Annotated in this window: 11 protein-coding genes; all 11 read left to right on the forward strand. The window is 74.1% G+C overall.

The genetic code is table 11. The annotated features are described in order from the left end of the window. The first annotated feature begins 3 nt into the window (after positions 1-3). On the forward strand, positions 4-906 hold the full coding sequence (locus tag NFS20_RS02620) for an urease accessory UreF family protein (RefSeq protein ID WP_251150175.1): 903 nt from the start codon (positions 4-6) through the stop codon (positions 904-906). Next, on the forward strand, positions 899-1,702 hold the full coding sequence (gene ureG, locus NFS20_RS02625) for an urease accessory protein UreG (protein WP_251150176.1): 804 nt from the start codon (positions 899-901) through the stop codon (positions 1,700-1,702). Before NFS20_RS02620 ends, ureG begins: the two co-directional genes overlap by 8 nt. Before the next feature lie 35 nt (positions 1,703-1,737). After that, positions 1,738-2,646, forward strand: a complete 909-nt coding sequence (locus NFS20_RS02630) for an urease accessory protein UreD (RefSeq protein ID WP_251150177.1) — start codon at positions 1,738-1,740, stop codon at positions 2,644-2,646. Between the two features lies 1 nt (position 2,647). Further along, positions 2,648-3,685, forward strand: a complete 1,038-nt coding sequence (locus NFS20_RS02635; protein ID WP_251150178.1) for an energy-coupling factor ABC transporter permease — start codon at positions 2,648-2,650, stop codon at positions 3,683-3,685. A 198-nt stretch (positions 3,686-3,883) separates the two neighbouring features. Further along, positions 3,884-7,075 carry a hypothetical protein gene (locus NFS20_RS02640; RefSeq protein ID WP_251150179.1) on the forward strand — a complete coding sequence of 1,064 codons (3,192 nt, stop codon included), beginning with the start codon at positions 3,884-3,886 and terminating at the stop codon, positions 7,073-7,075. Between the two features lie 217 nt (positions 7,076-7,292). Next, the gene (urtA, locus tag NFS20_RS02645) at positions 7,293-8,555 is read left to right on the forward strand and encodes an urea ABC transporter substrate-binding protein (RefSeq protein WP_251150180.1); all 1,263 of its coding nucleotides are present in this window, start codon (positions 7,293-7,295) and stop codon (positions 8,553-8,555) included. A gap of 203 nt (positions 8,556-8,758) precedes the next feature. After that, entirely contained in the window at positions 8,759-9,643 is an 885-nt protein-coding gene (gene urtB, locus NFS20_RS02650) for an urea ABC transporter permease subunit UrtB (protein WP_251150181.1), read from the forward strand. Further along, positions 9,640-10,824 carry an urea ABC transporter permease subunit UrtC gene (gene urtC / locus NFS20_RS02655; protein ID WP_251150182.1) on the forward strand — a complete coding sequence of 395 codons (1,185 nt, stop codon included), beginning with the start codon at positions 9,640-9,642 and terminating at the stop codon, positions 10,822-10,824. The genes urtB and urtC overlap by 4 nt, the downstream gene beginning before the upstream one ends. Beyond that, positions 10,821-11,774 carry an urea ABC transporter ATP-binding protein UrtD gene (gene urtD, locus NFS20_RS02660; protein WP_251150183.1) on the forward strand — a complete coding sequence of 318 codons (954 nt, stop codon included), beginning with the start codon at positions 10,821-10,823 and terminating at the stop codon, positions 11,772-11,774. The genes urtC and urtD overlap by 4 nt, the downstream gene beginning before the upstream one ends. Continuing rightward, on the forward strand, positions 11,774-12,466 hold the full coding sequence (gene urtE / locus NFS20_RS02665) for an urea ABC transporter ATP-binding subunit UrtE (RefSeq protein ID WP_251150184.1): 693 nt from the start codon (positions 11,774-11,776) through the stop codon (positions 12,464-12,466). Before urtD ends, urtE begins: the two co-directional genes overlap by 1 nt. Positions 12,467-12,540: 74 nt before the next feature. Further along, entirely contained in the window at positions 12,541-13,242 is a 702-nt protein-coding gene (locus NFS20_RS02670) for a GntR family transcriptional regulator (protein ID WP_251150185.1), read from the forward strand. Positions 13,243-13,325: the final 83 nt, after the last annotated feature.

A 13,325-nucleotide genomic window follows, 5' to 3' on the forward strand; every position in this document is an offset into this window, starting at 1 on the left:
GCCATGAGCGACACGGGAGAACCGGCACGCCGTGGACGCGGCGTCGAGGGCGGTGACACGGGGGGTGACGAGGGGGGTGGCCGGGCCGAGCTCATGCTCGCGCTGCTCGCGGACGCACGCCTCCCGACCGGCGGGCACACGCAGTCGGCCGGGCTCGAGCCCGCGCTGCGAGCGGACATGGACCCGACGCGTGCGCCCGACTACGTGCGAGCGCGCCTCGCGACCGTGACGCGCGTCGAGGCGGCGACGGCCGTCGTCGCGCGGCACGCGGTGCTCGCGGGTCTGCCCGACGCCGCGTGTGCGCCCCGCCGGCCCGCCTCGCCGTCGTCCGGGCCCGACGACGCGTGGTCGCCCACGTCCCGCGCCCTCGCCGACGCATGGCGCGCCTGGGCGGCGCGGACGCCGTCGCCCGCGCTGCGCGAGACCTCGCAGCGGCTCGGCCGCGGCTACCTGCGGCTCCTGCGCCGGCTCTGGTCTGGGCACCCGGGCGTCGTCGGGCTCGACGACGCGTCCCGCCTCCTCGCGGGCGACCGGGCGACGTCGGGCATGCCCGCAGGAGAGGACGTCCGGGCGACGTCGGGCCGGACGATGCGCGCGCCGTCGCCACCGCGCCCCGTCGTGCTGGGCGTGACGGCCGCGTGTGCAGGCCTGTCCGCGCTGCAGGTCGCGCGCCTCGTCGGCTACGAGGACGTGCAGACCGTCGCTGCGGCGACGCTCAAGCTCGCTCCGGTCGACCCGGTCGACGCGACCGGCTGGGTCGTCGCCGCACAGCCCGCGATCGACGCGCTCGCCCGCGACGTCGCCCACCTGACCGACCCCCGCGCGATCCCCGCGCACGGCGCACCGCTCGTCGAGCAGTGGGCCGAGATCCACGCCCGCACCACCGAGAGGCTGTTCAGTGCCTGACAACCTGACCGACCCGAGCACCGCCCCCGTCGCGACGTCCACGAGGTCCCTGCGCCTCGGCGTCGCCGGCCCTGTCGGCACGGGCAAGAGCTCGCTCATCGCGCTGCTGTGCCGCGAGCTGTCCGGAGTGCTGCAGCTCGGCGTCATCACCAACGACATCTACACCGACGAGGACGCGCGCTTCCTGCGGTCCGCCGGCGTTCTCGACCCCGAGCGCATCCGCGCGGTCGAGACGGGCGCGTGCCCGCACACCGCGATCCGCGACGACGTCACGGCGAACCTGCTCGCCGTCGAGGACCTCGAGGAGGACTTCGCGCCGCTCGACGTCGTGCTCGTCGAGTCCGGCGGCGACAACCTCACCGCGACGTTCTCGCCCGCGCTCGTCGACGCGCAGATCTTCGTGCTCGACGTCGCGGGCGGCGGTGACGTCGCGCGCAAGGGCGGCCCGGGGATCGCGCGCGCGGACCTCCTCGTCGTGAACAAGACCGACCTCGCGCCGTACGTCGGCGTCGACGTGCCGCAGATGGTCGCCGACGCGACGGCCGCGCGCGACGGCGGCCCCGTCCTCGCGCTCTCGCGGCTCGACCAGGACTCGATCGACGCTCTCACCGGGTGGCTCCACGGCCTGCTCGCCGAGCACCGGGCCGGCAGCCACGTGCCGCAGGACCCGGGGCCGATGGCGCCGCACTTCCACGCGGACGAGGACGCCGAGAACGGGATCGGGTTCCTCCACACGCACGAGGACGGCGACGCCGGTCACGACCACGACCACGCGCCGACCGGCGCGCGCGGCTGAGCTCGGCACGACAGCAGAGGACCGGAGAGGACCGGATGGACGGCACGACGCGGGTCGGGGTGACCCGGGCGGCAGGGCGCGTACGATGCGACCTGCGCCCCGGGGCGCTCAGCGCGCGCGTGCTCTCGACCGGCCCGGGCGTCGCGCGGGTCGCGCTCGTCGCCACGCGTGCCCTCCTCCTCGGCGGCGACCACGTGCGCGTCGAGGTGCACGTCGGGGAGGGCGTGGAGCTCGAGCTCGTCGAGGTCTCGGGCACCGTCGCCTACACGGGGCGCGGCCGGGCGGCGTCGTGGACGGTGGACGTCGTCGTGGGGGACGGCGGCCTCCTCGTCTGGGACGCGCTGCCGTTCGTCGTCGCGGAAGGGGCGGACGTCACGCGAAGCACCGACGTGCGGCTCGGTGCGGGAGCCGTCGCGCTGCTGCGCGAGACGCTCGTCCTCGGCCGGACGGGGGAGACCGGCGGTCGACTGCGGTCGAGCACACGCGCCGAGCACGTGTCAGGACGACAGGTCACCGGGGTGATCCATGACCCTGACACGGCGACACCGCTTCACCGCGTGTCAGGGTCACCGACCACCGGGGTGATCCCTGACCCTGACCCGTTGCGCGAGCTGTTCGTCGAGGACCTCGACCTCGGTGCGCACCGCGCGCTGCCCGGGATCCTCGGGACGGCGCGCGTCGTCGACTCGGTGCTCCTCCTCGGCACGCGGCCTCCGGCCGCCCGCCCGGACGACGCCGTCGCCACCGTGCGGCACCCGTTGCGCCTCGACCTCGACGGGCCGGGCGCCGTAGCGCGCCACCTCGGGGCGAGCACGCACGACGCCGGCCTCGACGCCGTCGTCGCCACGTGGGCCGCGGCGGCGCGTGCCGCCCGAGCGGCCGTCGTCCCGGACCCCGGCAACGACCCCGATCAGAGCATCATGCTGCAGACGACAGGAGCCTGACATGCACGTCCCCGACCACTTCCTGAACGACCCCACGTCGGCGACGACCGCCGTCGTCTCCCTCGCGGCCGTCGGGTACGCCGCGTACCGGGCGCGGGCCGACCTCACACCCGGCCGCGTCGCGCTGACCGCCGCGACGACGGGCTTCGTGTTCGCCGTGCAGATGCTGAACTACCCGGTCGCGGCGGGCACGAGCGGGCACCTCATGGGTGGGGCGCTCGCGGCGGCGCTCGTCGGGCCGTGGCTCGGCATGCTGTCCGTGACCCTCGTCCTGCTCGTGCAGGCGCTCGTGTTCGCCGACGGCGGGCTCAGCGCCCTCGGGACGAACGTGCTGCTCATGGCCGTGGTCGGCACGCTGGTCGGCTGGGCCGTCACGCGCGGCGTCCTGCACCTGACCCGCGGGCGCTGGTCGCCCGCCGCCGCGGGAGCGGGTGCGCTCGCGAGCGTCCCCGTGTCGGCGGCGGTGTTCGCCGGCCTCTTCGCCGTCGGCGGGACCGTTCCGGTGCCGGTCGGCGAGCTCGTCGGGCAGATGCTCTCCGTGCACGTGCTCATCGGGCTCGGCGAGGCCCTCATCACCGCCGGGGTCGTAGGCCTCGTGCTCGCGGTCGCACCGGGCGTCGCGGCGATCGAGCAGGTCTCCCGCGCCGCGCGCGGTGTCGGCGTGCCCGACGGCGCAGGGTCGGCCTCTCCGGCCCTGTCGCCGTCGGGTGTCGCGACCGCCGCTCCGGCGGGTGGCGTCCGCCGGGCCGTCGCCGCGCTCGGCAGCGGCGCGCTGCTCGCCGCCGTCGTGGTCTCGTCGTTCGCGGCGGCGACGCCCGACGGGCTCGAGGCGACCGCCGAGGCCGTCGGGTTCGCCGGCGCCGCGCGCGACCACGCCTTCGCCGAGATGCCGCTCGCGGACTACGGCGAGGTCGGCGGGATCTTCGTGGGCGTCGCCGGGTTCGTGGGCGTCGTGCTCGCCGTCGTGGTGACGTGGGCGCTGCTCGCGGGTGCCCGTCGGGCGCTCGGTGCGCGGGCGGTCGCCGCACCTGCTGCCTGACGCCGGTCGACGACGGCCCGTCGCACCCGGAGGGTGTGCGGCGGGCCGTGGCCGTCGGGGCGGGCAGGTCGGAGCAGCACGTGCGCGAGCGTGCTGCCGGTCCGTCGCCCGCCCCGGCACGGCCGTCGCCCGTCGTTGCCCGGGGCCGGGGACGACGCTCCGTTCAGCGCGGCAAAGCCGGGGGCCTACGCTGTCGCCGTGCACGACGACGTCACGTCTACCCGCCGTCCCTGGTACGCCGGCGCCGCCCTCGCGGTGCTCCTCGCCCTCGGGCTCGGGGTCGCGGCGGGTCTCGACGATGTGCTCGCCGTCGAGGCGACGCCGTCGGTCGCGGCGCCGGAGCACGCCGTCGCGGCCCCCGCCACAGCCGCCGCCGCTGCGCCCGCGGTCACGACCGTCGTCGTCCCCGACGACTCGCTGCGGCTCTCGCTCGCGGCCGACGCCGTCGTGGACGCGCTCGCCGCGCGCGGTGCCGCGACGACGGTCCGGGTGGACCCCGCCGGGACAGACCCCGCCACGCCCGCCCCCGCACCGGGCGAGCTGCGTGTGGACACCGACGCCGACCTCGGCTCCGACGACCTGGAGGCATACCGCGTCGTGGCGCTCGGGGACCCGACGGGTGCCGGCGCCTGGCGGCTCGACGCGGCCGACGTCGCGGGCGCGGCGCACGGGCTCTACGAGGTGGCGGACCGCATCCGCACCGGTCGTGACGCCCTGCCCGCCAGACCCGGCGAGCCGGGCGAGGGCGTCGTGCAGGAGCCCGCGCTCGGCATGCGGCTCGTCGACAAGGGCGCGACCGGCATCGAGCCCGACGCGCAGGAGTGGCGCGCGGGCGACCCGTACTCGCACAACGGCGGGTCGTTCGCCGACGCGATCCTGTCCGACGCCCCGTACGTGGACCAGGCCGAGCTGGCCGACGACGACGCGGACTTCCGGGGCTACGTCGCCTCGCAGCTCGCGCAGGGCTTCACGGGCGTCGTGATCCCGGGCTTCCTCGAGTACGTGACGTTCGACGAGGTGGGCGACGGTCAGGAGGTGTACGCGGGCGACGACGAGCACGTCGCGCGCGCGGAGGCGATGCGCTCCGGGTTCGGCCCGATGTGGGAGTACGCCGACGACGCCGGTATGGACGTCTACCTCCAGACCGACATGCTCATGCTCAGCACGCCGCTGGAGGAGCACCTGGCTGCGCGGGACCTCGACGTGCACGACCCCGAGCTGTGGGACGTGTACGCCGCAGGTCTCGACGAGCTCTTCACGGCGATGCCCGCGGTCGACGGCCTGATGGTCCGGATCGGCGAGGCAGGGCGCATCTACGACCTGCCGGGCTGGGACTACTGGTCCGAGCTCGCGGTCACGGACGACGCCGCGGTGCAGGCCATGCTCGCGGCCTTCACGCGCGTGGCGGAGGAGCACGGCAAGGACGTGATCTTCCGGTCGTGGTCGGTCGGGGTGGGCGCGGTCGGCGACATGCACACGAACCCTGATTCCTACGAAGCCGTGCTCGCCGGGATCGACTCGCCGTCGCTCGTCGTGTCGACCAAGCACGTCGCCGGGGACTTCTACTCGTGGCTGCCGCTCAACCCCACGCTCGAGGTGGGGGACCAGCGGCGCCTCGTCGAGCTGCAGTCACGGCGGGAGTTCGAGGGCTTCGGGGCGCTGCCGAACGATCTCGGCCCCGCGTACGCCGGCGCGCTCGAGCACTACCTGGCCGCCAACCCGCACGTCGAGGGCGTGTGGGCGTGGGCGCAGGACGGCGGACCGTGGAAGGCCGGCCCGATGAGCCTGTACCGCAAGTCCGGGTTCTGGCAGCTCTACGACCTCAACACGTACGCCGCGGCGCGCCTCGCCGTCGACCCGGCCACCGACCCGGGCGAGATCACCGCGTCGTGGGCGCGCGCCACGTTCTCCGACGACCCGGCGACGGTCGCGGCGGTCGGCGAGGCGATGGCGCTCTCGCGCGACGCGGTGACCCACGGCCTGTACATCGGCGCGTTCGCCCGGAACCAGGTGAAGGCCCTCGGTCTCGAGCCGCCGCCCATGATGTGGATCTTCGAGTGGGACATCGTCTCCGGCGACGCCGCCGCGCTCGACTCGATCACCTCGATCGTGGGGGACCGGCCCGAGGACGTCGAGGCCGCCGTCGCGGAGGGCCGCGACGCCGTGCGGACCGTCGGCCGGATGCGCGACGCGATCGCCGGGACCGACCCGGCGACGTGGCGCGACCCCGCGCTGCGCGAGCAGCTCCTCGACGCGATCGACTACGAGGCGGACCTGCTCACGGTGCTCGCGGACTATCGCGAGGTCGTGCTGCAGCACGGCCGCTGGCTCGCGACCGACGACGGCGCGGCCCGGGCGGCGTGGGCGGACGCCCGGGACCGTTTCGAGAGCTCGCGGTCCGCGCACGTCGCCACCTACGGGGACGACCTCTACCTGCCCGCCTACACGTTCACGGCCGCCGACCTCGGGCTCCAGCGTGCGGAGCGCGACCTTCCCGTCGCGTGGGCCGCCCGCGTGCTGGGGCTCGTGCTCGTCCTCGCCCTGGTCCTGGGCACGGCGCCGGGGCAGCGTCTTCTCGGGCGGGCCGCCCGCACCCGCACCCGCGTCGGTGCCGGCGACGGTGCCGGCGACCGCGACGCGCCGAGCAGGCAGGTGCCCGGTGCCCTCGCCCTGCGCGCGCTGTGGCTCGGCGCCACGCGGCCCTGGCGCGTCGCCTCTCTCGCAGGGGACGCCGGTCGCGCCGACCGCGTGCTCGTCTGGGCGCTCCCGGTGGGCGCCGTCGTGCTCAGCCGGGTCGCGTACACGTGGGCGCTCTCCTGGGTGCACCTCGTCGTCGTGCTCGGAGCATGGGCGCTGTTCGTCGGGGTGCTGCGGCTGACGGTCGGGCGTGCCGGGTCGTTCGGCCTCGCGGGCGCGGTGGGCGGCGCCGCGATGCTGCGAACGGTGGTCCTGCTCGCCGCGCTCTCGCCGACCGGGCCGGGCGGCTACTGGTACGGGCTGTGGGCGGAGCCGGGTGCGCGGACGGCGTACGTCGTGCTCGCGTTCGCCGGCTTCGCGTGGGTCGGCGTCGCGTCGTGGTTCGCGCTGCGGTCACTCGGCGCCGGCGTGCTCGGCGCGACGGGGCGGGTGCTGGTCGCCGCCGCGGCGCCGCTCGTCGTCGGCGGGCTGGCCGTCGCCGCCGTCGGGCTCGAGACGACGCTCACCGCCTGGAACGACCAGATGATGGTCCTGCCGTGGGGGTTGTCCCGGATCCTCGGGCTCACGGTGCACCTGGGCGTCCCGGCGGCTCTCCCGCTCGCGGTGGCGGTGCTCGGTGCCGTCGTCGGCGTGCTCGGTGCCGCGGCGTGGTGGTCCGGTCGCGCGCGGAGAGCGACGGGTCCGCCTCGCTGAGACCTCGGATCGCAGGCGGGAGTCGGCGTGACCGGATCGTGACCCTCCGACACGCAGCGTTAACACGAGGGTGAAACCGCCCGAAACACGGCCTCTCTAGCGTCGACACCAGTGGGCACGGTTGCGGACACGCTCTCGTATACATCCGCGTACACCTGCCCGCGGCACGCGGTCCTCCCGCCCCGGAGGCCGCGCCGACCCGCTGAAAGGACCTCCGGTGACACCTTCACGCGCCACGACCCGCCTCGCCCCGGCAGCCGCCCTCGTCGCCCTCACGCTCGTGCTCACCGCGTGCGGCGCGCGGACCGAGAGCGGCGACACCACCGGCGAGACCACCGCCGCCGAGAGCTGCGTCGACACCTCGGGCGACACCGTCAAGATCGGCTTCCTCAACTCGCTGTCCGGCACCATGGCCATCTCCGAGCAGACCGTCGCCGACTCGCTCGCCCTCGCGGCCGACGAGATCAACGCCGACGGCGGCGTCCTCGGCAAGCAGCTCGAGATCGTCCAGGAGGACGGCCAGTCCGAGCCCACGGTCTTCGCCGAGAAGGCCGAGAAGCTCATCACGAGCGACTGCGTCGCCGCCGTGTTCGGCGGCTGGACCTCGGCGTCGCGCAAGGCCATGCTCCCCGTGTTCGAGGCGCAGGACTCGCTGCTGTTCTACCCCGTCCAGTACGAGGGCCTCGAGTCGTCGCCGAACATCTTCTACACCGGCGCGACGACCAACCAGCAGATCGTCCCCGCGCTCGACTACCTCAAGGAGCAGGGCACCGAGTCGATCTTCCTCGTCGGCTCCGACTACGTCTTCCCGCGCACCGCGAACAAGATCATCAACGCCTACGCCGAGGCCAACGGCATGGAGGTCCTGGGCGAGGAGTACGCGCCGCTCGGACACACCGACTTCTCGACGATCGTCAACAAGGTGAAGTCCGCCGGCGCCGACGCGGTGTTCAACACGCTCAACGGCGACTCCAACGTCGCGTTCTTCAAGGAGTACAAGAACGCGGGCCTCGGCCCGGACGCGATGCCGGTCGTGTCCGTGTCCATCGCGGAGGAGGAGGTCGGCGGCATCGGCGTCGAGAACGTCGAGGGCCAGCTCACCGCCTGGAACTACTACCAGACCATCGACAGCCCCGAGAACGCCACGTTCGTCGAGGCCTTCCAGGCCGAGTACGGCGACGACCGCGTGACGTCCGACCCGATGGAGGCCGCGTACACGTCGCTGCACCTCTGGAAGGGCATGGTCGAGAAGGCCGAGTCGTTCGACGTCGCCGACGTCCAGGAGGCAGCGGGCGGCGTCACGTTCGACGCGCCGGAGGGCTCGGTGACCGTGAACGGCGACAACCACCACATCGCCAAGACCGCGCTCATCGGGAAGATCGGCGCCGACGGCCTCATCCACACCGAGTGGAGCTCCGAGGAGCCCATCGAGCCCGACCCGTTCCTCGAGGGCTACGACTGGGCCGAGGGCCTCTCCTGACGGTTCCGCTCGTCCCGCCCTGCTGAGTCCGGCGGGGGCCGGGGGTGCGCGCGCCGGGTCTACCATCCGCCCGCTCGTTCCTCGCGGGCTCCCGCCAGACCCACCACGACCCGGCGCACGCACCCCCGGCCCCCACCTCGTCTGGCCGGTCGCCTCAGCCCTCGTCCACCTCCCGCACGCACCCACCGGAAGGCGCGCCGCCCATGGATGTGCTGTTCTCCCAGCTGTTCGCGGGACTGAGCCTCGGCTCCGTCCTGCTCCTCGCCGCCCTCGGGCTGGCGCTCACGTTCGGCCAGATGGGCGTCATCAACATGGCGCACGGCGAGTTCATGATGGCGGGCGCCTACACGGCGTTCGTCGTGCAGGGGGTCGTCGGGAGCGCCGGCGTCTCGCTGCTCGTGGCGCTGCCGCTCGGGTTCCTCGTCGGCGGGCTGCTCGGTCTGCTGCTCGAGGCCACGCTGATCCACAGGATGTACAAGCGGCCCCTGGACACGCTGCTCGTCACGTGGGGCGTCGCGCTCGTGCTGCAGCAGGTCGCGCGCGACGTGTTCGGCGCGCCGAACGTCGACGTGCGGGCACCGTCCTGGCTGAGCGGGGCCTTCGACCTGTTCGGCCTCGCGGTGCCGAAGACGCGCCTGTTCATCCTCGCGCTGGCCGTCGTCGCCGTCGTGGCGCTCGCGGTCGTGCTCAAGGCGACGCCGCTCGGGCGCCGGATCCGCGCCGTCGTGCAGAACCGCGACCTGGCCGAGGCGAGCGGCGTGTCCACCCGTGCCACCGACCGGCTGTCGTTCTTCATCGGCTCCGGTCTCGCCGGCATCGCGGGCGTCGCGCTCACGCTGCTCGGGTCCGTCGGCCCGACGCTCGGCACGAGCTACATCGTCGACGCGTTCCTCGTGGTCGTCGTCGGCGGCATCGGGCAGATCAAGGGCACCGTCATCGCGGCGTTCGCGCTCGGGCTGCTCCAGGCCACCTTCGAGTACTCGACGACCGCGAGCATCGCCAAGGTGCTCGTGTTCGTCGCGATCGTCGCCTTCCTCCAGGTGCGACCCCAGGGCCTCGTGTCGGTCCGGACGAGGAGCCTCGCATGACCGCCGTCACCGAACGGGCTCAGACCCTGTTCCGCTCGTCGCGCGCCCGCGTGATCATCGGGTTCGCCATCGCCGCCGTGCTGCTCTTCGCGGTGGCACCCGCCACGCTCTCGACGTTCCGCCTCGGGCTGCTCGGCAAGTTCCTGTGCCTCGCGATGGTCGCGGTCGGCATCGGGCTCGCCTGGGGCCGCGGCGGGATGCTCACGCTCGGGCAGGGCGTGTTCTTCGGCCTCGGCGCGTACATGATGGCGATGCACCTCAAGCTCGCCGACGCCGCGCAGGTCGAGGGGTCGGGCGGCGTGCCCGACTTCATGATGCTCTACGGCTCCGGCGTGGTGCCGGGGTGGTGGGAGCCGTTCCGGTCGCCGGTCGTGACGATCCTCGCGATCCTCGTCGTCCCGGCCGGGGTCGCCGCGCTGCTCGGCTGGGCCGTGTTCACGCGGCGGGTCCGCGGCGCGTACTTCGCGATCCTGTCCCAGGCGCTCGCGGCCGCGTTCGCGATCCTGCTCATCGGTCAGCAGGCGACGACGGGCGGCACCAACGGCCTCAACGGCTTCCGGTCGTTCTTCGGCTACGACCTCGCCGACCCGGTGAACAAGCGCATGCTCTTCTTCATCGCCGCCGGGGCGCTGCTCGTCATGGTCGCGATCGCGCGCCAGCTCATGGTCTCCCGGTTCGGCGAGCTGCTCGTCGCCGTGCGGGACCAGGAGAACCGTGTGCGGTTCCTCGGCTACGACCCGGCGAAGGTCAAGGTCGTCGCCTACGCGGTCGCCGCGCTCATGGCGTCCGTCGGCGGGGCGCTGTTCGTTCCGATCGTCGGCATCGTCTCGCCCGCGGACGTCGGCGTCGTCCCGTCGATCGGGTTCCTCATCGGCGTCGCGATCGGCGGCCGCGCGACGCTCCTCGGGCCGGTGCTCGGGTCGATCGCCGTGAGCTGGGCGCAGACCACGCTGTCCGAGCAGTTCCCGTCCGGGTGGATCTACGCCCAGGGGGCCCTGTTCATCGTCGTCGTCGCGTTCCTCCCGGGCGGTCTGGCAGAGCTGTTCACCCGGTGGCGCCGCTCGCGCGGAGCTCCGGAGCCCGACGCCGGTCCCGCCCCGGGCGGCGACGTCACCTCCGGCGCCGGTCCCGACGAGACCGAGCGCACCGCCGTCGACGCACCCTCGGGGAGGGCCTCATGACCGAGCAGCACACCGCACCCGAGGCCCTCGAGGAGGGGGTCGCGGGAGACGGCCTCGACCTGGAGGCGGCCCAGGCCGTCCTCGGCGTCGACGACTCCCGGTTCCGGCACGACTATCTCGAGATCCGCGGCCTTCGCGTCGAGTTCGACGGTTTCGTCGCGGTCCAGGGCGTCGACCTCACGGTGACGGCGGGCGACCTGCGCTTCCTCATCGGGCCGAACGGTGCCGGGAAGACGACGATCGTCGACGCGATCACCGGACTCGCGAAGGCGTCGGGCTCCGTCCAGTTCGGCGGCGTCGAGCTGCTGGGGAAGAAGACGCACCGGGTCGCCCGCGCAGGAGTCGGGCGCACGTTCCAGACCGCGAGCGTGTTCGAGGAGCTCAGCGTCCTGCAGAACCTCGACATCGCCGCAGGTTCCCGGCGCGGGCCGCTCACGCTCCTGCGCCGGCGCGGACAGGTGCCCGAGTCCGTCGAGCAGGCGCTGGAGACCGTCGGCCTGACCCACCTGCGCGACACGCAGGCAGGGATCCTCGCGCACGGGCAGAAGCAGTGGCTCGAGATCGGCATGCTCCTCGTCCAGGACGCGCGCCTGCTCCTGCTCGACGAGCCCGTCGCGGGCATGAGCCAGGCCGAGCGCGAGCAGACGGGCGAGCTCCTGCAGCGCATCGGCGCCAAGAGGACGGTCGTCGTCGTCGAGCACGACATGGAGTTCCTGCGGGCGTTCGCCTCCTCGGTGACGGTGCTGCACCTCGGCCAGGTGCTCGCCGAGGGCACGTACGCCGAGGTCCAGGCCGATCCGCGCGTCCAGGAGGTCTATCTCGGCAGCGCCGGGGCGACCCGCGGCGCGCGACGACCCGGGCGGGACGCACCGGAGGGCGGGCCCGCGGCGTCGGGCACGCGGCCGACGGCGGGGCCGCAGGGCGCCGCGAGACACGAGGAGGAGGCGTGATGCTCGAGCTCACGGGACTGCACGCCGGCTACGGCCGGACCATGGTGCTGCACGGCGTGGACGTCACGGTGCCCGCGGGCGGCGTGGCCGCCGTGCTCGGCCACAACGGCGCGGGGAAGACGACGCTCCTGCGGACGGCCCTCGGCCTCCTCAAGCCGCGCTCGGGCACGGTCGTGCTCGACGGCGAGGACGTCACCCGGCTGCCGACGTACCAGCGGGTGCGGCGCGGGCTCGCGTACGTGCCGCAGGGCCAGCAGTCGTTCGGGGACCTCACGGCCCGCGAGAACCTGCAGCTCGTCGCCGACACGTCGCGCGAGGGGTCGCGCCGGCTCGACGAGGCGCTCGACCTGTTCCCGGCGCTGCGCGGCCTGCTCGGGCGACGCGCGGGACTGCTCTCGGGCGGGCAGCGCCAGCAGCTCGCGATCGCCCGCGCGCTCATCACCGGGCCGCGCGTCCTCGTGCTCGACGAGCCGACCGAGGGCATCCAGCCGTCGGTCGTCACCGAGATCGAGGACGCGATCCTCACGCTGACGGACGCGGGGGGGCTGTCGGTGCTGCTCGTCGAGCAGCACGTCGGGTTCGCGCTCGGCGCGGCGAGCGACTACGTGGTCCTGCAGTCGGGACGCGTCACGAGCCGCGGAACCGGCGGCGAGGACGCCGAGGCCGGGGTCCGTGCGGCGATGGCGGTCTGACGGCGTACGGCGGGCGCACGGTGCGGGAGGATGGGGCAGGGGACGCAGTGGCCGGACGAGCCGGGAGAGCCAGCATGGACATCGTGACCGCGACGCCCGGCTCGGCCGCGCGCTCCCTCCGGGACACCGTCTACACCCGGCTGCGCGCCGAGATACTCAACGGGCGCGTCGACCCGCGCGAACGGCTCACCGAGCCCAAGCTGAGCAAGCTCTTCGACGTCTCCCGCACCCCGGTGCGCGAGGCCCTGTCCCGCCTCCTCTCCGACGGGCTCATCGAGCGGACCGACTTCGGCTACGCCGTCGTCGTGCCGAGCCTGCCCGAGCTGCGCGACCTCTACGAGCTGCGCGTCACGCTCGAGCTGCGCGGGGTCGAGCGGATCATCGAGAACCCCGAGCTCCGCTACGACACGGGCGCGCTGTCCGCCGAGCTCGAGCACTGGCTCGGGCTGCGCGCCGACGTGCCCGAGCCCGACCCGAGCTTCGTCATGCTCGACGAGCGCTTCCACACGGTGCTGTCGCGCGCGGCGGGCAACGAGCGGCTCACCGAGGCCCTCGTCGCGGTCAACGAGAAGGTCCGCGCGGTGCGGATGTACGACTTCGTCGAGCCGGAGCGCATCCGCATCACGATCGACGAGCACGTCGAGATCCTCGAGCTCGCGCTCGCGGACCGGCTCCCCGAGGCCCGCACGGCCCTGCACAAGCATGTCGGGGAGTCGCTCGCCGTCGTCATGGAGCGCGCGGCCCGGGCGCTGTCACGCATGGCTCTCGCCGTCTGAGACCCGCGTCCGGCGGGGGCTCGGCGGGCCTAGAGTGGCGTCGTTCGACCCGACGGCGAGGCGCGCTCTCGCCCGCCCGCACG

The sequence above is a fragment of the Cellulosimicrobium sp. Marseille-Q4280 genome (assembly GCF_943181405.1).
Classification (GTDB): domain Bacteria; phylum Actinomycetota; class Actinomycetes; order Actinomycetales; family Cellulomonadaceae; genus Cellulosimicrobium.

Coding starts and splice junctions, on each gene's coding strand:
- NFS20_RS02620 (WP_251150175.1), top strand. CDS start 4: ATGAGCGACACGGGAGAACCGGCACGCCGTGGACGCGGCGTCGAGGGC.
- NFS20_RS02630 (WP_251150177.1), top strand. CDS start 1,738: ATGGACGGCACGACGCGGGTCGGGGTGACCCGGGCGGCAGGGCGCGTA.
- NFS20_RS02635 (WP_251150178.1), top strand. CDS start 2,648: ATGCACGTCCCCGACCACTTCCTGAACGACCCCACGTCGGCGACGACC.
- urtB (WP_251150181.1), top strand. CDS start 8,759: ATGGATGTGCTGTTCTCCCAGCTGTTCGCGGGACTGAGCCTCGGCTCC.
- urtC (WP_251150182.1), top strand. CDS start 9,640: ATGACCGCCGTCACCGAACGGGCTCAGACCCTGTTCCGCTCGTCGCGC.
- urtD (WP_251150183.1), top strand. CDS start 10,821: ATGACCGAGCAGCACACCGCACCCGAGGCCCTCGAGGAGGGGGTCGCG.
- urtE (WP_251150184.1), top strand. CDS start 11,774: ATGCTCGAGCTCACGGGACTGCACGCCGGCTACGGCCGGACCATGGTG.
- NFS20_RS02670 (WP_251150185.1), top strand. CDS start 12,541: ATGGACATCGTGACCGCGACGCCCGGCTCGGCCGCGCGCTCCCTCCGG.